The sequence below is a fragment of the Dermacoccus abyssi genome (assembly GCF_003515945.1).
In the GTDB taxonomy this organism is placed as follows: Bacteria; Actinomycetota; Actinomycetes; order Actinomycetales; family Dermatophilaceae; genus Dermacoccus; species Dermacoccus abyssi.
In genome coordinates this window covers 18,570-36,188 of the sequence record NZ_QWLM01000003.1, presented here as the reverse complement: position 1 = coordinate 36,188, position 17,619 = coordinate 18,570, and the positions used below count along the sequence as shown (strand labels likewise).

Genomic DNA, 17,619 nt, shown 5'->3' with positions numbered 1-17,619 from the left:
GCCCAAGGGTAGTCACGCCGGGCGGGAAGGGGAGGCGTGCACCGTCGTGGGCGCCCGTGCGGGGGCCTAAAAACGAGTCTCGAGGGTGCGTAATTTTGTTCTGGCGGGGTTCGGTGGGACGGGCTGAACTGGCCTGGGAGAGAACGGGACCCGAACGAGGCGTTACCAAACCGTTGCCACGTCGAGCACGAGAATCTGAGTGATACCTGGGTAGGTTTTCCGTGGTTGCGCGTCGGGCGCAGCCGCGTGTGGAACACCATGGAGAACACATGACACAGCGACGTATCGCATCCACAGTCATCGGCACCATGACGGTCTTCGGGCTCGTCGTGGCGCCGAGCGCCGTCTCGGCCGAGTCGCCGCCTCAGGGCGACGCCAACCAGCGCCAGGCTCGCTCCGACAACCGTCCGAACCCCCTCGCCGAGCAGCAGAACGAACTGCGCAAGGCCGCCGTCGACGCGCTGCTCAAGGGCGAGGCCACGACGACGACCGTCAACGGCAAGCGGGTCATCGCCGTCAAGGGCGGCGACCACGGCAAGGGCAAGGGCCACAAGGGCAAGAAGAAGGATCGCTACGTCCAGTACGACGTCAACCGCGAAGCCAACATTCTGAGCTTCCTCGTCGAGTTCGGTGACCAGACGAAGCCTGCCGCGGGCGGCGCCGCCGGCCCGCTGCACAACCAGATCGCACAGCCGGACGAGAAGCTCGACGGCGGTGCCACGGACGACAACACGACGCTGTGGAAGGCCGATTTCAACCGCTCCCACTACCTCGACATGATGTTCGGCGTGGGCGAGTCCTTCAAGGACTTCTACGCCAAGCAGTCGAACGGCCGCTTCGCGGTCAAGGGCGACGTGAGCGACTGGGTCAAGGTGCCCTTCAACGAGGCCCGCTACGGCCACAACCCCGTCGAGGGTGATGGCACGAGCGAGGCTGAAGGCTCTTGGTCGTTCATCCGCGACAGTGCCACGGCGTGGGTCGAGGCGCAGAAGAAGGCCGGCAAGACCGACGCTCAGATCAAGGCCTACCTCGCCGACTACGACAAGTGGGACCGCTACGACTACGACGGCGACGGAAACTTCGACGAGCCGGACGGCTACATCGACCACTTCCAGGCCATCCACGCCGGTGAGGGCGAGGAGGCAGGCGGGGGAGCCCAGGGTGACGACGCCATCTGGTCGCACCGCTGGTACGCCTACTCGAACAACGCAGGCAAGACCGGACCCGCGGAGAACAAGCTCGGCGGCGTGCCGCTGGGCAACACGGGCCTGTGGATCGGCGACTACACCACCGAGCCGGAGAACGGTGGCCTCGGCGTGTTCACCCACGAGTTCGGCCACGACCTCGGCCTCCCGGACCTCTACGACACAACCAACCGCGCGCAGAACGACGTCTCCTACTGGTCGCTCATGAGCGCCGGTTCGTGGCTGGGCGACGGCAAGACCGACATCGGCTCCCGCCCCGGCTACATGGGCCCGTGGGAGAAGCTGCAGCTCGGGTGGCTCGACGCGACGAGCGTCCCGTACGGCAAGAGCCAGAAGGTCGCCGTCGGCCCGAGCGATCGTGACTCGGCCAAGCTTCCGCAGGCGGTCGTCGTCGGCCTTCCCGACAAGACGATCACGACGACGTACAACACGCCGCAGTCCGGCAAGAGCGAGTGGTGGGGCGGCAGCGCCGACAACCTCAACTCGACGTTGACCCGCTCGATCGACCTCACGGGCAAGAAGTCGGCCACCCTCACCACCGGTGCCTGGTACGAGATCGAGGAGGGCTACGACTTCCTCTACGGCGAGGTCAGCACCGACGGCGGCTCGACGTGGGCGCAGGTCGGCAAGGAGGTGACCGGTGAGAACAAGAACTGGTCGCAGCTCTCCTTCGACCTGTCGGCTTACGCGGGTAAGAAGATCGACTTCCGTTTCCGCTACCAGACAGACGGTGGCGTCCACATGGCCGGCCCGTTCCTCGACGACATCAAGGTGGTCGCCGACGGCGCCACGCTGCTGTCGGACGACGTCGAGTCCGGCGACAACGGCTGGGTTGCCAAGGGCTTCTCGCGCACGAGTGGTTCGACGAGCGAGAAGAAGAGCCATTACTACATGGCGGAGAACCGTCAGTACAACGGCTACGACCGCTACCTCAAGACGGGGCCGTACAACTTCGGGTTCCTTACGACGCAGCCGAACCTCGTCGAGCACTTCGCGTTCACCACGGGCATGCTCGTCTGGTACGTCGACAACGAGTACGAGGACAACAACGTCTCCACGCACCCCGGCCACGGCCTCGTCCTCCCGGTCGACAGCCACGCCAAGGCGATGAAGTGGTCCGACGGGACGAACGTCTCGAACAAGCTCCAGCCGTGGGATGCACCGTTCTCGCGTCAGAAGACGCCGTCGCTGACGCTGCACCGCAACGACGCGCCCACCACCTGGCGTTCGGCACCGGGCGTGGCCACGTTCGACGACCGCAAGGCGACGAACTACTACGACGCCACCAACCCGACGGGTTCGACCCTGACGGCGGGCAGCGGTGTCACGCTGACAGTTTCGGGAGAGACGCGCGATCGGATGAACATCCACGTGAAGTACTCCAAGTGAACTGAGTCCGGCATGTGAGCGGCCCCGGGGAGTCTCCCCGGGGCCGCTCCGCGTTCGCGGGCCGAGTGAGGCAGGATGAGATCCATGAACCGACAGCAGGAGTTCGTGCTGCGCACGATCGAAGAACGTGACATCCGATTCGTCCGTCTGTGGTTCACGGACGTGCTCGGCACCCTCAAGTCGGTGGCCGTCGCGCCCGCTGAACTGGAAGGCGCGTTCTCCGAGGGCATCGGCTTCGACGGCTCCTCAATCGACGGGTTCGCCCGCGTCTACGAGGCCGACATGCTCCTTCGCCCCGACGCCTCGACGTTCCAGGTGCTCCCGTGGCGCGGTGAGAACCCCGGTACGGCCCGGATGTTCGCCGACATCCTCCTGCCGAACGGCAGCCCGAGCCTGGCCGATCCGCGTGACGTCCTGCGCCGAGCGCTGACGAAGGCCGGTGACCTCGGCTTCACCTTCTACACCCACCCCGAGATCGAGTTCTATCTCTTCGAGAAAGAACTGCGTCGCGATCGCCCGGTGCCGGTCGACTCGGCGGGCTTCTTCGACCACGTGCCGCACGGCACGGCGCACGACTTCCGTCGCGCGGCCATCACGATGCTCGAGAACATGGGCATCTCCGTCGAGTTCAGCCACCACGAGGGCGGGCCCGGCCAGAACGAGATCGACCTGCGCTACGCCGACGCCCTCTCGATGGCCGACAACATCCAGACGTTCAAGGCCGTCGTCAAGGAGGTCGCTCTCGAACAGGGCTACTTCGCGAGCTTCATGGCCAAGCCGATGGCGGGGGAGCCCGGTAGCGGCATGCACACCCACCTCTCGCTCTTCGAGGGAGACACGAACGCCTTCCACGAGCCAGGAGCGCCCTACCAGCTCTCGCGCACCGGCCGTCACTTCATCGCGGGACTGCTGCGCTACGCGCCGGAGTTCACCGCCATCACGAACCAGTACGTCAACAGCTACAAGCGCCTGTGGGGCGGCGCCGAGGCGCCCGCGCACATCTGCTGGGGGCACAACAACCGCAGCGCCATGGTGCGCGTGCCCATGTACAAGCCGTCGAAGGGGCAGAGCACCCGCGTCGAGGTGCGTTCGCTCGACGCCGCGGCCAACCCCTACCTCGCGTACTCGGTTCTCCTCTGCGCCGGGCTCAAGGGCATCGAGGACGAGCTCGACCTGCCGCCCGAGGCCGAGGACGACGTGTGGAACCTCACCGAGCGTGAGCGCCGCGCCATGGGCATCGAGCCTCTGCCGGCCTCGCTCGACGAAGCGATCCGCACGATGGAGGAGAGCGACTTCGTCGCCGAGGTGCTCGGTGAACACGTCTTCGACTTCGTGCTGCGCAACAAGCGCGCCGAGTGGGCCGCCTACCGCGACCAGGTCACGGAGTTCGAGATCAAGCAGGACCTGCGTCGGCTGTGAACGCCAACGCCGCCCGAGCAGGCTCGTCGCCCTGGCGACGCGCCGGATTCCTCGACACGACGCGCGCCCAGAGCCTCGCCGCGGAGGTGTCGGACCTGCTCGATCAGGTCTCGCTGTTGGCCACGATCACGGCGGTGGCCGACCCGGATCAGGCGTTGCTCCTCCTGGCTCGCCTGCGGGAGGTCCTCGACGACGGTGAGCGTGAGGCGCTCGCCGACGCGTTGAGTGACACCGAGGCCCGCGCACGCCTTCTCGGCGTCATGGGTGCGTCGAGCGCGCTGGGTGACCACCTCGTCGCCAAGCCCGACCAGTGGCGTGACGTCGTCGCCGCACAGCGGCGGGATCAGGACACGCTGGCCCGTCTGCTCATCGCGGAGATCGACGGTCGGGACGAGAAGGTCACGGCCTACGACGCCCTGCGCGTCGCCTACCGCCGTCAGCTCGTGCAGATCGCGGCGCTCGACGTCACCGAGATCGCGGTCAACGTCCTGCCGGCCACGGCGGCCTCGCTCGCGGACCTTGCGGGCGCTGCCCTCGAGGCGGGTCTGCACATCGCCACGACGCGCATCGACGGGGCCGATCAGGCGCGTCTGGCCGTCATCGGCATGGGCAAGACCGGCGGTCGCGAGCTCAACTACATCTCCGACGTCGACGTTGTCTTCGTCGCCGAACCAGCCGAGGGTGCTGACGAGGACGTGGCACTGAGGGTGGCCACCGAACTCGCCACCGAGATGATGCGCGCCTGTTCCGCAAGCACCGGTGAGGGTTCGCTGTGGCAGGTCGACGCGGCACTGCGCCCCGAAGGCAAGCAGGGTCCGCTCGTGCGCACCCTCGAGAGCCACAAGGCGTACTACGACCGCTGGGCCAAGGGCTGGGAGTTCCAGGCGCTGCTCAAAGCACGGCCTGTCGCGGGCGACGTGGCCCTCGGCGAGGCGTACACCGAGCTCATCCGCCCGATGGTGTGGCAGGCGAGCAAGCGGGAGAACTTCGTCGAGGACGCCCAGGCGATGCGTCGACGCGTCGAGGCGCACGTCCCCTCGCACGAGCAGGAGCGACAGATCAAGCTCGGCCAGGGTGGTCTGCGCGACATCGAGTTCTCCGTGCAGCTGCTCCAGCTCGTGCACGGACGCACCGACGATCGGGTGCGCGCACGCTCGACTCTCGACGCTCTCATGACCTTGAGTTCGTGGGGCTATGTCGGGCGCACGGATGCCTCGGCGCTCGACACGTCCTATCGCCAGTTGCGCGTGCTCGAACACCGCATCCAGCTGAGCAAGATGCGCCGCACGCACCTCATGCCGACGAACGACGCCGACCTGCGTCGTCTCGGTCGCGCCGTGGGCTTCACGAGCGACCCCGCCGAATCGGTGACGCGCCACTGGCGCGATCTGTCGCGTTCCGTGCGCCGCCTGCACGAGAAGCTCTTCTACCGGCCTCTTCTCTCGGCCGTCGCGCGCCTGGACGACGACGATGCGCGCCTGTCCGACGAAGGCGCCCGCGACCGCCTCTCGGCGCTCGGGTACGCGGATCCGGCGGGCGCTCTGCGTCACCTCGAATCGCTCACCGCGGGCCTCACGCGTCGCGCGCAGATCCAGCGCACCCTCATGCCGGTCATCCTGCAGTGGCTCGCCGACGGCCCGACTCCCGACGCGGGACTTCTGGCCTACCGGCGCATCAGTGACGAGCTGGGCACGTCGCACTGGTACCTCAACACGTTGCGCGAGGGCAGCACCGCCGAACTGTTCGCCGAGGTGCTCTCGCGCTCGCGCTACGTGGCCGACCTTCTCGAACGCGCACCCGAGAGCGTCAAACTGTTCGCGGAGTCCTCGCGCCGCGTGCCGCGCTCACGGACGGCGATCGCCTCGACGATGGCGTCCGTCGTCAGCCGCCAGCAGGACGTCGAGAAGGCGATGCTCGCGGCGCGCTCGGTGCGCCGCAACGAACTCACTCGCGTGGCCATCGCCGACGTGCTCCACGAGATCGACCTCGACGGCGTCTCGGACGCACTCACCGACATCATGTCCGCCACGCTCCAGGTCGGCCTCGACCTCGCCTGGCGCGAGGTGCTCGGCAGCGAGAAGGAACAGCTCACCGACATCGCCGTCATCGGGATGGGCCGTTACGGCGGAGGCGAACTCGGCTACAGCTCGGACGCCGACGTCATCTTCGTCCACCGCCCGCGCGAGGGAACTGACGCCTCGGCTGCCCAGGACCAGGCGCTCGCCGTCGTCACGCAGTTGCGTCGCCTCGTGCACCTGCCCGGCTCGGACCCGAAGCTCGAGATCGACGCCGACCTGCGCCCTGAAGGCAAGAGCGGGCCGCTCGTGCGCTCCATCGATTCGTACGCGAGCTACTACGAACGCTGGTCGGAGGGTTGGGAGGCCCAGGCGCTGCTGCGGGCCGCCTTCGTCGTCGGTGATCCCTCCCTCGGGCGTGACTTCGAGGCCCTCATCGATCCGCTTCGCTGGCCCGAAGGCGGTATCTCGGAGAAGTCCATCCGTCAGATCCGGACGCTCAAGGCGCGCATGGAGGCCGAGCGCATCCCGCGCGGAGCCGACCCTCGCACCCACTTCAAGCTGGGTCGCGGCGGACTCTCCGACGTCGAATGGTGCGTGCAGCTCTACCAGCTCGAGCACGCCCACGACCACGAGGAACTGCGCGGGACGAGCACCGTCTCCACCCTTCGGGCGCTGGCCGAACTCGACCTGCTCGACGAGCACGACGCCGAGGTGCTCGCCGAGGCGTGGATCATGGCCTCGCGCGTGCGCAATGCGTCGGTGCTGTGGCGGGGTCGCCCCGTCGAGTCGTTGCCTTCGGACCTGCGTGACAGCGAGGGCATCGCCACGCTGCTCGGCATGCCGCGCGGGGACGGGCGTGAACTCGGTGAGGAGTACCGAAAGCTCGCACGCCGTGCGCGCCTCGTCGTCGATCGTGTCTTCTACGGCGAGTCCGAGGAGACCAGACGGGGCCCGAGCTTCCGCCGCTGAGTTTCTGGCACGTGAGACGTGCGCGAGGGCACTTTCGCCGCCCGCCTAGACTGGACGGGTGATTTCTCGCCGTGATCTTCGTGGTTCAGCGCTCAGCGCCCTGGACGCTCGTGGCCTGCGCGATGCGCTGCCGCGCGCCCAGTTCGACATCGAGGCCGCACTCGAGGTGGTGCGACCGATCTGTGAGCAGGTGCGCCATGACGGCGCCGACGCCCTGCGGGAGCTGGGGGAGCGCTTCGACCGTGTGCGTCCCGCGCACCTTCGCGTACCCGCCGAGGTCCTGAAGGCCGCAGAGGAACAGCTCGACCCGGCGGTGCGTGGCGCCCTCGTCGAGGCGATTCGCCGCGTGCGCATCGTCCACGCCGACCAGGCCCGAACCGACGTCACGACGACCGTCTCCGAGGGCGGCACCGTCACAGAACGCTGGATTCCGGTCGAGCGGGTGGGCCTCTACGTGCCCGGCGGACTGGCGGTCTACCCGAGTTCCGTCGTCATGAACGTCGTGCCCGCGCAGGTGGCGAACGTCGGTTCCATCGCCGTTGCGAGCCCGCCCCAGGAGCACAACACGGGCGACTTCGTCGGCTACCCGCACCCCACCATCCTCGCCGCGTGCTCGTTGCTCGGCGTCGAGGAGGTCTACGCCGTCGGTGGTGCGCAGGCCGTCGCGATGTTCGCCTACGGCGCGCGCGAGAAGGACGGCGCCACCGTGTGTGAGCCCGTCAACCTCGTCACCGGTCCGGGCAACATCTACGTCGCGGCTGCCAAGCGTCTGCTCAAGGGGCTCATCGGCATCGACGCCGAGGCCGGCCCCACCGAGATCGCCGTCCTCGCCGACGACACGGCCGACGCCGACCACGTGGCCGCCGACCTCATCAGCCAGGCCGAACACGACAACCTCGCTGCGTCGGTTCTCGTCACCGACTCCGAGCGTCTGGCGAGTGACGTCGAGGCTGCTCTCGAGCGCCGCGTCGCCGCGACGAAGCACACCGAGCGCGTGACCACGGCCCTCGGCGGTCCGCAGTCGGCCATCGTCCTCGTCGACGACGTGACAGCCGGTCTGCGCGTCGTCGACGCCTACGGCGCTGAGCACCTCGAGATCCACACGGCGAACAGCCGCGAGGACGCGATGCGGGTGCGCAACGCCGGTGCCATCTTCGTCGGCACCTACTCGCCGGTGAGCCTCGGCGACTACGCCGCCGGCTCCAACCACGTGCTGCCCACGGGCGGCTGTGCCTGCCACTCGAGCGGTCTGTCGGTGCAGTCGTTCCTCAAGGGCGTCCACGTCGTCGAGTACTCGCGTGACGCCCTCGCCGAGGTCGCCGACGTCGTCGTCACCCTGGCGAACGCCGAGGACCTTCCGGCCCACGGCGAGGCCGTCACGGCACGCTTCGAGCAGGACGAGGAAGGGCGCGCATGAGCGAGCAGTCCCTCGAATCGCTGCTGCGCCCCGAACTGCAGGGGCAGAGCCCGTACGGCGCTCCGCAGCTCGACGTGCCCGTCGCACTCAACACGAACGAGTCGTCCTACGACGTACCGGAGAGCGTTGTCGCGAGCATCGTCGAGCGCGTCGAGAAGGCCGCCGGCGGGCTCAACCGCTACCCGGACCGCGAGTTCACCGAGCTGCGTGCCGCCCTCGCCGAGTACCTGGCACGCGTCACCGGTGTTCGCCTTCCGATCGAGCAGATCTGGGCCGCGAACGGCTCCAACGAGGTGCTCAGCCACATCGTGCAGGCCTTCGGGGGCCCGGGGCGCACCGCGCTCGGTTTCACGCCGAGCTACTCGATGCACCCCATCATCAGCCGTGGCGCGGGAACGACGTGGATCGACGGTCTGCGCGATCGCCACGAGGGTGTCTACGACCTCGACGCCGACCTCGCCGTCGAGCAGGTGCGTGAGCACCAGCCGAACGTCGTGTTCGTCTGCACGCCGAACAACCCGACGGGCACCGCCGTGACGAACGACGTCGTCGAGGCGATCTACGATGCCACCGACCACGCCGTCGTCATCGTCGACGAGGCCTACGTCGAGTTCGCGCGCCCCGGAACGGCCAGCGCTGTCGAGCTCCTCGACGGCCGCCCGCGCCTCGTCGTCAGCCGCACGATGAGCAAGGCCTTCGCGTTCGCCGGCGCCCGCGTCGGCTACCTCGCCGCCTCGCAGGAGTTCTGCGACGCGATGCGTCTCGTGCGCCTGCCCTACCACCTGTCGTCGGTGACGCAGGCCGTCGCGCTCGCCGCGCTCGACCACGCCGACGAGATGCTGGGCATGGTGGACGCGATCAAGCACGAACGCGACCGCATCGTGGCGACGTGCACCGAGCTGGGTTTCACCCCCACGCCGAGCGACGCCAACTTCGTCCTCGTGGGCGGCTTCGCCGACGAGAAGCAGACCTGGCAGGCGCTGCTCGATCGCGGCATCCTCGTGCGTGAGGTCGGCATCTCCCATCACCTGCGCATCACGGCCGGCACGCCGCGCGAGACCGACGCCGTGCTCGCCGCCCTCACCGACCTCGCTCCGACCCACAAGGGATGACATGAACGACCAGAACGTGACCGCCGACGGGTTCGACGTACCCGAGGTCCCTGCAGACCACCGCACCGCCTTCATCGAGCGCACGACGAAGGAGGCGAGCATCCGCCTGTGGCTCGACCTCGACGGCACCGGCACGTCCGACGTACGCACAGGCGTGCGCTTCTACGACCACATGCTCGACTCGCTGAGCAAGCACAGCCTCATCGATCTGCGTATCCGCGCCACGGGCGACCTCGACGTCGACGCACACCACACGGTGGAGGACACCGCCATCGTGTTGGGTCAGGCCCTGCGCGAAGCGCTCGGCGACAAGGCGGGCATCTCCCGGTTCGGCGACGCCATGGTGCCGCTGGACGAGGCGCTCGTCCAGGCCGTCGTCGACGTCGCGGGGCGCCCCTACGTCGTGCACACCGGTGAGCCCGAGGGGCAGATTTACGCCGTCATCGGTGGCAACTACATCGGTTCGCTCACGCAGCACGTCATCGAGTCGCTCGGTTACAACGCGGGCATCGCGCTGCACGTCAACGTCATCTCCGGGCGCGACCCTCACCACATCGTCGAGGCCCAGTTCAAGGCCATCGCCCGTGCACTGCGTGCGGCCGTCGCCAAGGATCCCCGCGTTCAGGGCATCCCGAGCGCGAAGGGCGCTCTGTGATCTGATGCCCAAGGTCGCCCAGAACACCGGCTTCACCGCAGCCGTCGACGCGGTCGTCGTCGTGCGCGGTGAGGTCTCGCGCGTCACCTCGTGGGTCGAGCGAGGCACGGTTCCTGCCTACGTCATCGACATCGACGGGCCGTGGTGCGCTGTCGTCCCGGCCGGACCTGGACACGCACAGGCTCCGTACGACGACCCTGCGCAGATGATCGCGGCGCGCCCGGTGCCGATGGCGCTGCGTCCGTCGCTCGCCTTCGTCCCCACCGAGAAGCAGGCGATCACCGTCGTCCAGCCGCGCGCGTGGCGTTCACTGCCGCGGTGGTATGTCGTGCAGCAGGGCATCGGCCCGGTGCGGGCAGCCTTGCCGCAGGCCTCCCTCGGCGACCTGCTCTCGGCCGGTCACGACGCCCACCCCGAAGCGCTCGAGCGTGTGCTGGCCCAGCCGGACGCAGCACCGGCCGACCTTCTGCGCGGCATCATGGCTGCGCTTGGCGTGAACGCCGGGCACCTGCTCGGCCTCGCGCGAACGGCGAAGATCGACGCAGTCCTCGTCGAGCCCACCGCGAAGGCCGTTCGCCGCTTCGACAAGCACGTCACGGACGAGCGCGAGGAGCGCGCCGAGATCGAAGGCCGCGTCAACACGGGGGAGAAGTCATGAAGCACGTCGTCGTCCTCGACTACGGCAGCGGCAACATCCGCTCTGCCGTGCGCATGCTCGAACGGATCGGAGCGAACGTCGAACTGACGGCCGACCCGAAGCTCGTCGCGGTAGCCGACGGCCTGTTCGTGCCCGGTGTGGGCAACTTCCACGCCTGCATGGCGGGATTGGAGGCGGCCGGCGGGCGCCGACTCATTGACGATCGTCTCGCGGCCGGTGCGCCGGTGCTCGGCGTGTGTGTCGGCATGCAGGTGATGTTCGACGGCTCGAGCGAACCCTCCACGTCCCCGCAGCCCGGCCTCGGGCGATGGCCCGGTCAGGTCGAGCGTCTCGCGGCCCCCGTCGTCCCGCACATGGGATGGTCGCGCGTCGAGCCGCCGGTCACGACGACGCTCTTCGCGGGCATCGAGGGGGAGCGCTTCTACTTCGTCCACTCCTTCGCTGCCTCGGCTCAGCTCGGCGAGGGCCGAGAGGCGACCTACGCCGCGCACGGCGAACGCTTCGTGGCCGCCATCGAAGACGGGGTTCTCGCCGCGACTCAGTTCCACCCCGAGAAGTCCGGCGAGGCCGGCGCTCACCTGCTGACCAACTGGCTTCGCAGCCTGTAATCGACCGAAAGGTTCGTCATGTCGACCAGCCCCCGCCTCGAACTCCTGCCCGCAGTCGACGTCTCGGAGGGCCAGGCCGTCCAGCTCGTCCAGGGCGTCTCCGGCACCGGCGGCCAGTTCGGTGACCCGATCGCCGCTGCAAAGGCTTGGCAGGAGGCCGGTGCCGAGTGGCTCCACCTCGTCGACCTCGACGCTGCGTTCGGACGCGGGACGAACCGTGAACTCCTCGCGCGCATCGTCGGTGAGCTCGACATCAAGGTGGAGATGAGCGGCGGCATCCGCGACGCGGAGTCGCTCGAGGCAGCGCTCGCCACGGGCTGTCGCCGCGTGAACCTCGGCACGGCTGCCCTCGAGAACCCCGAGTGGACGGCTGCCGCCATCGCCGAACACGGCGACCGCATCGCCGTCGGTCTCGACGTGCGCGGTACGACGCTCGCGGCGCGCGGTTGGACCCGCGAGGGCGGTGACCTGTGGGAGACGCTGGCGCGTCTCGACAGCGAGGGCTGTGCCCGCTACGTCGTCACCGACGTCGCGAAGGACGGCATGCTCGCCGGCCCGAACACGCAGCTCCTGTCCGAGGTCTGCGCCCGCACGGACCGTCCGGTGGTCGCCTCCGGCGGCGTCACGACGCTCGACGACGTGCGCGCCCTGCGCGAGCTCGTGCCCTCCGGCGTCGAAGGCGCCATCATCGGTTCCGCGCTCTACAAGGGCACCATCACGCTCGCCGACGCGCTCGACGCCGCCGGCCGCCCCGAGTGATGAGCGGCGCACACAACCCGAACATCGACCCTGCGGGGGAGTCGGCCGACACCGCCGGCATTCCGTTCACCGGCCGCCAGGTGACGAGCACCGGCTTCGACGACGACACCGGCGCCGCAGACCCTGCCCTGGTCGCAGCATTGGAGAGCGGGAACGAGAGCGACTGGGTGGCCGCACTGGCCCAGTCGCGTCTGCTCGTGCCGATCGTCGCCGCGCCCACCGAGGTCGACGAATCCGTGACCCTTGCGGTGGAGAAGTCCACCGACATGGCCGTCGTGACGCTCACCGCGCCGGACGGAACGAAGGGGCTCCCGGTCTTCTCCAGCCTCGACGACCTCGCGCGCTGGGACCCGAAAGCGCGGCCCTCACCGGTGCGCGCGGCGTTCGCCGCTCAGGCAGCCATATCGGAGCAGTGTGAGGTACTCCTGCTCGACATGGCCTCGTCGCACCGCGTCGTGGTACGCGCGAGCATGCTGTGGGCGCTCGCGCAGCAGCAGGCGTGGCTACCCGCTCACGAGGACCCGTTCGTGGCCAAAGCCGTCGATGCGGCGCTCGTGCCCGAGGGGAACGCGGTTCTCGGCCACCGGCTCGAGGACGCCGGGGAGGGCGTTCTTCGACTGCGTCTGCAGCTGACTCCCGGTCTGGCCCAGGAAGAGCTGCAGGCTCTCGCAACCCGCGTGGGGGAGCGCCTGGCCGGCGACGGTGAAACCCGAGCCAGGATCGAAGGGCTCGCGTTCGCGTTCACGGCTGAGGAGCTCGAGGTCTGAAACAGCCGCGCCACCACACGAGAGTGGGGCTGCACAACCGATCGGTCGTGCAGCCCCACTGTCATGTCGTGAAGGGCGGGCCCCTCAGCGCCAGTCGTCGTTGACGGGAAAGCCGTAGGCCTCCAAGTGGTGGACGACCCGGTCGATCTCATCGGGTGCCGGAAGATCCTGCGTCACCTTCGTGATGCCGACGCCGACATCGATGCGGTCAGCCGGAACGAGTCCGTCGGCCACGAGACGATCACCGAGCTCGTGGACCTCGTCCTCGCTGAGGCGGCGGCGCATGAGGGCGAGCAACGGCTGAAAGTCTCGCTCGGGAACGCCGGCAGGGTAGCTGTGGCGCAGCCACCCCACGATGCGCTCGAGTGCGGGGTTCACGTCGTTCTTACTTCTTCTCGACCAGCGTCGGATAGATGTGCTCGAAGGAGACCTTCATGCCGAAGCCGGAGCTGACGATGATCGTCAGACCGAGCGTGATGGCAGCACACACGAAAAGGAAGCACACCGCAGCGACCGGCTTTCCCCACGCACGAGGCGTGGAGTCGTCGGCCATCTGGCCCGACGAAGCCGCAAGACCGCGGATTCCGAAGGCGAAGAGCGCGGGGACGCCGGCGCCGAGCACGACGCCGACGGCCAGGACGTGCCACGCACTGTTGAACGCAAGGGAGAGCGTCTTCATCGGGTACCTGCCTTGGACGTGGAGGACTTGTCCGAGTTCGTCTCGTTGACGACCGGCGGGATGTGCGTAGCAGCGATCTCCTCGGGCTCCCAGGAGTCGTTGACGTTGTTGTGGTCGACGGGGGCCTTGCGCGAGCGCATCCACATGTAGAGCGAGGCGGCGCACAGGATGGCGAAGATGACGATGCCACCGGCGACTCCGCCGATGAGGTCACCGACGTACCACATGAGTGCACCCACGAGCGCGGCCGACGGGAGCGTGATGAGCCAAGCAGCGACCATGCGGACCGCGACGCTCCAGCGCACCTCGGCACCACGCTTGCCGATGCCGGTACCGAGGATGGAACCGGTGGCGACGTGGGTCGTGGAGAGCGCGAAGCCCATGTGGCTCGAGACGAGGATGACGGCCGAACTCGACGACTCGGCAGCCATGCCCTGGGGGGACTCGATCTCGACGAGGCCCTTGCCGAGGGTGCGGATGATGCGCCACCCGCCGAGGTAGGTGCCCAGCGCGATGGCCAGTGCACAGGACAGCTTGACCCAGAACGGGACGGACTCGGTGTCGGTCCAGGAGCCGTAGCCGATGAGGGCGAGGGTGATGACACCCATCGTCTTCTGGGCGTCGTTCGTGCCGTGTGCCAAGGAAACGAGCGAGGCGCTGAAGATCTGGCCCCAGCGGAAGCCGCGCTCGGCCTCCCTGTGCTGAACCTTCTTCGTGATGGCGTAGATCAACTTCGTGCCGATCGCCGCGACGATGACGGCGATGACGGGCGACAGGAGCGCCGGGGCGATGACCTTGCCGACCACGCCGTCGAGCTTCGTACCGTCACCGACCCACTTGACGCCGCCGAAGCCGATGGCGGCGATCGCGGCACCGATGAGGCCACCGAACAGGGCGTGGCTCGAGCTGCTCGGGATGCCGAGGAGCCACGTGAGGAGGTTCCAGACGATGCCGCCGACGAGGCCCGCGAGGACGATGAGCAACAAAGCCTGGCCGTGATCGGCGAGGAACTCCGGCTTGGGTGAGCCGTCCTTGCTCTGGATCTTGATGACGGCGTTCGTGACGGTGAGCGCGACCTCGACGGAGAGGAACGCTCCGACGAGGTTGAGGATGCCCGAAAGGGCGACGGCCACCTTCGGCTTCAGCGCACCCGTGGCGATGGACGTGGCCATCGCGTTACCGGTGTCGTGGAAGCCGTTGGTGAAATCGAAGGCAAGGGCCGTGACGACGACGAGCCCGAGGAGGATGAGGGAAAGGTCCACGTCTCCCAGTGTGAGGCCGTGACGGCGTTTGTCCATCCCCCATCGCGAGAATTTCGCGTGATGACGGGCAATTCGACAGCTTCGACCGTGCGATGTTCACCTGGAATTCACCTACTGACGCTCGTGCGGGCGTGGCGCCGCCCACCGTGGCGTGAAGATCGGTTGACCGTGCGTTCATCTGTGCCCTTCTGCGGCCGAGGGCCGACGCAGAACGGGGCGGCACTCCGTCATGGAGTGCCGCCCCGTGGAGCGCTGCGCGGTGCGCGATCAGAGGTTGATCATGTGCCCCGCGATGCCGTGAACGGCTTCCTTGACAGCCTCGCCGAGCGTCGGGTGCGCGAAGATGTTGCGTGACACCTCGTCGGCCGTCAGGTCCCACTGCTGAGCCAGGTTGAGTACCGGCAGCAGCTCCGTGACGTCCGGGCCGATCATCGCGGCGCCGATCAGTTCGTCGTGCTTGGCGTCCGCGATCACCTTGACGAAGCCGACGGCCTCGCCGAGGCCCATGGCCTTGCCGTTGGCCGTGAAGGGGAACGTTGCCGTCTTGACGTCGTAGCCCTTCTCCTTGGCCTGAGCCTCGGAGTAGCCGAACGAGGCCACCTGCGGCTGGCAGTACGTGGCGCGCGGGATCATGTCGAAGTTGATCTCCATGGTCTCGGCGCCGGCGATCGTCTCCGCGGCGACGATGCCCATCGCCTCGGCCGTGTGGGCGAGCATGAGCTTGGCGGTGACGTCACCGATGGCGTAGACGCCCTCGACGTTCGTGCGGCCGCGGCCGTCGATCGCGATGGCACCACGGTCGGTGAGCTCGACGCCGAGGTCTTCGAGGCCGTAGCCCTCGGTGCGCGGCTTGAAGCCGAACGCGGACAGCATCTTGTCGGCTTCGAGTACCTGACTGTCGCCACCCTTCGCGGGGGAGACGGTGACCTTGACGCCGGAGCCGGTGTCCTCGGCCTTCTCGACCTTCGTGCCGGTCATGACCTTGACGCCGAGCTTCTTGTAGTGCTTGAGCAGCTCCTTGGACACGTCGGCGTCCTCGGTGGGCACCATGCGGTCGGCGAACTCGACGATCGTGACGTCGACGCCAAAGTTCTTCATGACGTAGGCGAACTCGACGCCGATGGCGCCCGAACCGCCGATGATGATCGACTTCGGCAGCTCGTCGGTGAGGATCTGCTCCTCGTAGCTGACGATGTTCTCGCTGAGGTCGACGCCCGGCATCGTGCGCACGGTGGCGCCCGTGGCGATGATGAGGTTGTCGTAGGTGACGTCCTCGCTGCCGCCGTCGTTGAGTTCCACCGAGACCGTCTTGTCGGACTTGAGCGTGCCCCAGCCGTCGATCTCGGTGATCTTGTTCTTCTTCATGAGGTAGTGGACACCCTTGACGATGCCCGCGGAGACCTGGCGGGAACGCTTGTGCGTCGGGCCGTACTCCATCGAGGCATCACCGGTGATGCCGAACTTGTCCTTCTCGTGCGTGAGCACGTGCGCGAGTTCCGCGTTCTTCAGAAGGGCCTTCGACGGGATACACCCGACGTTGAGGCAGACACCTCCCCAGTACTTCTTCTCAATAACGGCGACGCTCAGCCCGAGCTGGGAGGCGCGGATTGCCGCGACGTACCCACCGGGACCGGCGCCGAGGACGACGACATCAAAGTGCTTAGCCACGAGTGCGAGCCTAAACCCCCGGGGCCGGTTAGCGGGAGTCGACGCCTCTACCGGCCGGTAGAACTTGCCGAGGCGTCCGCGGGTGCGCCGAGCAATGCGCGGGCGAGCTCGGTGTCGACGACGGCCGACGTGACGTAGCCGCCCTTGATCCCGGCGCGCAGCGCCTCCGCTCGAGCCGCTCCGTGGGAGACAGCGACGACCTCGGTGATGAGCCGCAGATCGCGGGGGCTCATGCTGACCAGGCGTGCGCTCAGCCCCGATTCGACCGGTTCGCCGTCGGTGTTGAACAGCGATCCGGCGATCTCCCCGACGACCTCGAGCCGCTCGAGTTCGTCTCGCTCGTCCTCGGTGGCGAGGTCGTACAGCGTGCTCTCGCCTTCGCTCCACCCCCCGATGCCGACGAGGGCGAGCGAGCAGTGACGTGCCTCGTCGAGGGTGCCCGCCACGGCTGTCTGTGCCCGGATGACGCGCGCGGCCTCGGCGTCCGTCGCGACGAGCGGCGCGTAGAACACGCGTGGCTCGCCGCCGGTGAGGCGGGCGGCGTCACGCACGACGTCAACGGGGGAGGCCTCGTATGCCGGGAGGTCGAGGGCTCCCGACAGCTGGACGATCGGCACCGGAGGCAGCTCTTCGAAGAACGGAACGGTCTGCGCCACCATGCGACTCCACGGCAGGCCGATGACATCCGTGGGCTGCGCGATGCGTTGCATGAGGGATGCGGCAGCGCGGCCGAGTTCAACCAGTTTCTCGCCACCGGCGAGGGCCTCGACGTCGACGACGAGCGCATGACGCAGCCCGAAACGCTCGCGTAGGTCCTGGGACAACTGGTCCTTGACGGCGCCGGGGTCCAGGATCTCGATGCGCACGACTCCACTGTCGCGAGCGGCCTCGAGCAGGCGAGCCACCTTGAACCGGCTGATGCCGAGTTCCTCGGCGATCTGCACCTTGGAGGCGTCGTCGAGGTAATAGCGGCGCGCCGCCTGGACCATGTGCAGCTGAGTCAGCGGCAGGTTCACGTCGACCATGAGGCCTCC

15 protein-coding genes are annotated in these 17,619 nt (G+C 68.1%); 10 read left to right on the top strand and 5 right to left on the bottom strand.

Going from position 1 to position 17,619, the window contains the following annotated elements; all coding sequences use genetic code 11:
• Positions 1-269 precede the first annotated feature (269 nt).
• From D1832_RS03155 to D1832_RS03110, 10 genes are all read left to right on the top strand, one after another.
• Positions 270-2,594: an immune inhibitor A domain-containing protein gene (locus D1832_RS03155; RefSeq protein WP_118912602.1), complete on the top strand. Its 2,325-nt coding sequence runs from the start codon at positions 270-272 to the stop codon at positions 2,592-2,594.
• A gap of 84 nt (positions 2,595-2,678) precedes the next feature.
• Positions 2,679-4,013 carry a glutamine synthetase family protein gene (locus tag D1832_RS03150; RefSeq protein ID WP_118912601.1) on the top strand — a complete coding sequence of 445 codons (1,335 nt, stop codon included), beginning with the start codon at positions 2,679-2,681 and terminating at the stop codon, positions 4,011-4,013.
• Entirely contained in the window at positions 4,010-7,000 is a 2,991-nt protein-coding gene (locus D1832_RS03145; RefSeq protein ID WP_118912600.1) for a bifunctional [glutamine synthetase] adenylyltransferase/[glutamine synthetase]-adenylyl-L-tyrosine phosphorylase, read from the top strand. Before D1832_RS03150 ends, D1832_RS03145 begins: the two co-directional genes overlap by 4 nt.
• A 58-nt stretch (positions 7,001-7,058) precedes the next feature.
• Positions 7,059-8,417, top strand: coding sequence for a histidinol dehydrogenase (hisD, locus tag D1832_RS03140; RefSeq protein WP_118912599.1), 1,359 nt, complete (start codon positions 7,059-7,061; stop codon positions 8,415-8,417).
• Complete coding sequence (locus D1832_RS03135; RefSeq protein WP_118912598.1) at positions 8,414-9,529, top strand: histidinol-phosphate transaminase; 1,116 nt, start codon at positions 8,414-8,416, stop codon at positions 9,527-9,529. The genes hisD and D1832_RS03135 overlap by 4 nt, the downstream gene beginning before the upstream one ends.
• Position 9,530: 1 nt before the next feature.
• Positions 9,531-10,184 carry an imidazoleglycerol-phosphate dehydratase HisB gene (gene hisB / locus D1832_RS03130; RefSeq protein WP_047312111.1) on the top strand — a complete coding sequence of 218 codons (654 nt, stop codon included), beginning with the start codon at positions 9,531-9,533 and terminating at the stop codon, positions 10,182-10,184.
• Between the two features lie 4 nt (positions 10,185-10,188).
• Positions 10,189-10,842, top strand: coding sequence for a hypothetical protein (locus D1832_RS03125; RefSeq protein WP_118912597.1), 654 nt, complete (start codon positions 10,189-10,191; stop codon positions 10,840-10,842).
• Positions 10,839-11,450 carry an imidazole glycerol phosphate synthase subunit HisH gene (gene hisH, locus D1832_RS03120; protein WP_118912596.1) on the top strand — a complete coding sequence of 204 codons (612 nt, stop codon included), beginning with the start codon at positions 10,839-10,841 and terminating at the stop codon, positions 11,448-11,450. Before D1832_RS03125 ends, hisH begins: the two co-directional genes overlap by 4 nt.
• An 18-nt stretch (positions 11,451-11,468) precedes the next feature.
• Positions 11,469-12,209 (top strand): bifunctional 1-(5-phosphoribosyl)-5-((5-phosphoribosylamino)methylideneamino)imidazole-4-carboxamide isomerase/phosphoribosylanthranilate isomerase PriA, encoded by a 741-nt coding sequence (gene priA / locus D1832_RS03115; protein WP_118912595.1) that lies wholly within the window; start codon positions 11,469-11,471, stop codon positions 12,207-12,209.
• Positions 12,209-12,976, top strand: coding sequence for an SseB family protein (locus D1832_RS03110; RefSeq protein ID WP_118912594.1), 768 nt, complete (start codon positions 12,209-12,211; stop codon positions 12,974-12,976). Before priA ends, D1832_RS03110 begins: the two co-directional genes overlap by 1 nt.
• Positions 12,977-13,060: 84 nt before the next feature.
• Here the strand turns inward: D1832_RS03110 and D1832_RS03105 are convergent, their stop codons facing one another.
• From D1832_RS03105 to D1832_RS03085, 5 genes are all read right to left on the bottom strand, one after another.
• Positions 13,061-13,354, bottom strand: coding sequence for a DUF3349 domain-containing protein (locus tag D1832_RS03105; RefSeq protein ID WP_047312116.1), 294 nt, complete (start codon positions 13,352-13,354; stop codon positions 13,061-13,063).
• Positions 13,355-13,361: 7 nt separating this feature from the next.
• Positions 13,362-13,655, bottom strand: a complete 294-nt coding sequence (locus tag D1832_RS03100) for a hypothetical protein (protein WP_118912593.1) — start codon at positions 13,653-13,655, stop codon at positions 13,362-13,364.
• On the bottom strand, positions 13,652-14,917 hold the full coding sequence (locus D1832_RS03095; RefSeq protein WP_118912780.1) for an inorganic phosphate transporter: 1,266 nt from the start codon (positions 14,915-14,917) through the stop codon (positions 13,652-13,654). The genes D1832_RS03100 and D1832_RS03095 overlap by 4 nt, the downstream gene beginning before the upstream one ends.
• A gap of 267 nt (positions 14,918-15,184) precedes the next feature.
• Positions 15,185-16,585, bottom strand: a complete 1,401-nt coding sequence (lpdA, locus tag D1832_RS03090) for a dihydrolipoyl dehydrogenase (protein WP_118912592.1) — start codon at positions 16,583-16,585, stop codon at positions 15,185-15,187.
• Positions 16,586-16,632: 47 nt separating this feature from the next.
• Positions 16,633-17,610, bottom strand: a complete 978-nt coding sequence (locus tag D1832_RS03085; protein WP_182434638.1) for a sugar-binding transcriptional regulator — start codon at positions 17,608-17,610, stop codon at positions 16,633-16,635.
• Positions 17,611-17,619: the final 9 nt, after the last annotated feature.

Excerpts from the sequence above, each read along its gene's own strand:
- D1832_RS03155 (WP_118912602.1), top strand. The coding sequence starts at position 270 with ATGACACAGCGACGTATCGCATCCACAGTCATCGGCACCATGACGGTC.
- D1832_RS03150 (WP_118912601.1), top strand. The coding sequence starts at position 2,679 with ATGAACCGACAGCAGGAGTTCGTGCTGCGCACGATCGAAGAACGTGAC.
- D1832_RS03135 (WP_118912598.1), top strand. The coding sequence starts at position 8,414 with ATGAGCGAGCAGTCCCTCGAATCGCTGCTGCGCCCCGAACTGCAGGGG.
- hisB (WP_047312111.1), top strand. The coding sequence starts at position 9,531 with ATGAACGACCAGAACGTGACCGCCGACGGGTTCGACGTACCCGAGGTC.
- D1832_RS03125 (WP_118912597.1), top strand. The coding sequence starts at position 10,189 with ATGCCCAAGGTCGCCCAGAACACCGGCTTCACCGCAGCCGTCGACGCG.
- hisH (WP_118912596.1), top strand. The coding sequence starts at position 10,839 with ATGAAGCACGTCGTCGTCCTCGACTACGGCAGCGGCAACATCCGCTCT.
- priA (WP_118912595.1), top strand. The coding sequence starts at position 11,469 with ATGTCGACCAGCCCCCGCCTCGAACTCCTGCCCGCAGTCGACGTCTCG.
- D1832_RS03110 (WP_118912594.1), top strand. The coding sequence starts at position 12,209 with ATGAGCGGCGCACACAACCCGAACATCGACCCTGCGGGGGAGTCGGCC.
- D1832_RS03100 (WP_118912593.1), bottom strand. The coding sequence starts at position 13,655 with ATGAAGACGCTCTCCCTTGCGTTCAACAGTGCGTGGCACGTCCTGGCC.
- D1832_RS03085 (WP_182434638.1), bottom strand. The coding sequence starts at position 17,610 with ATGGTCGACGTGAACCTGCCGCTGACTCAGCTGCACATGGTCCAGGCG.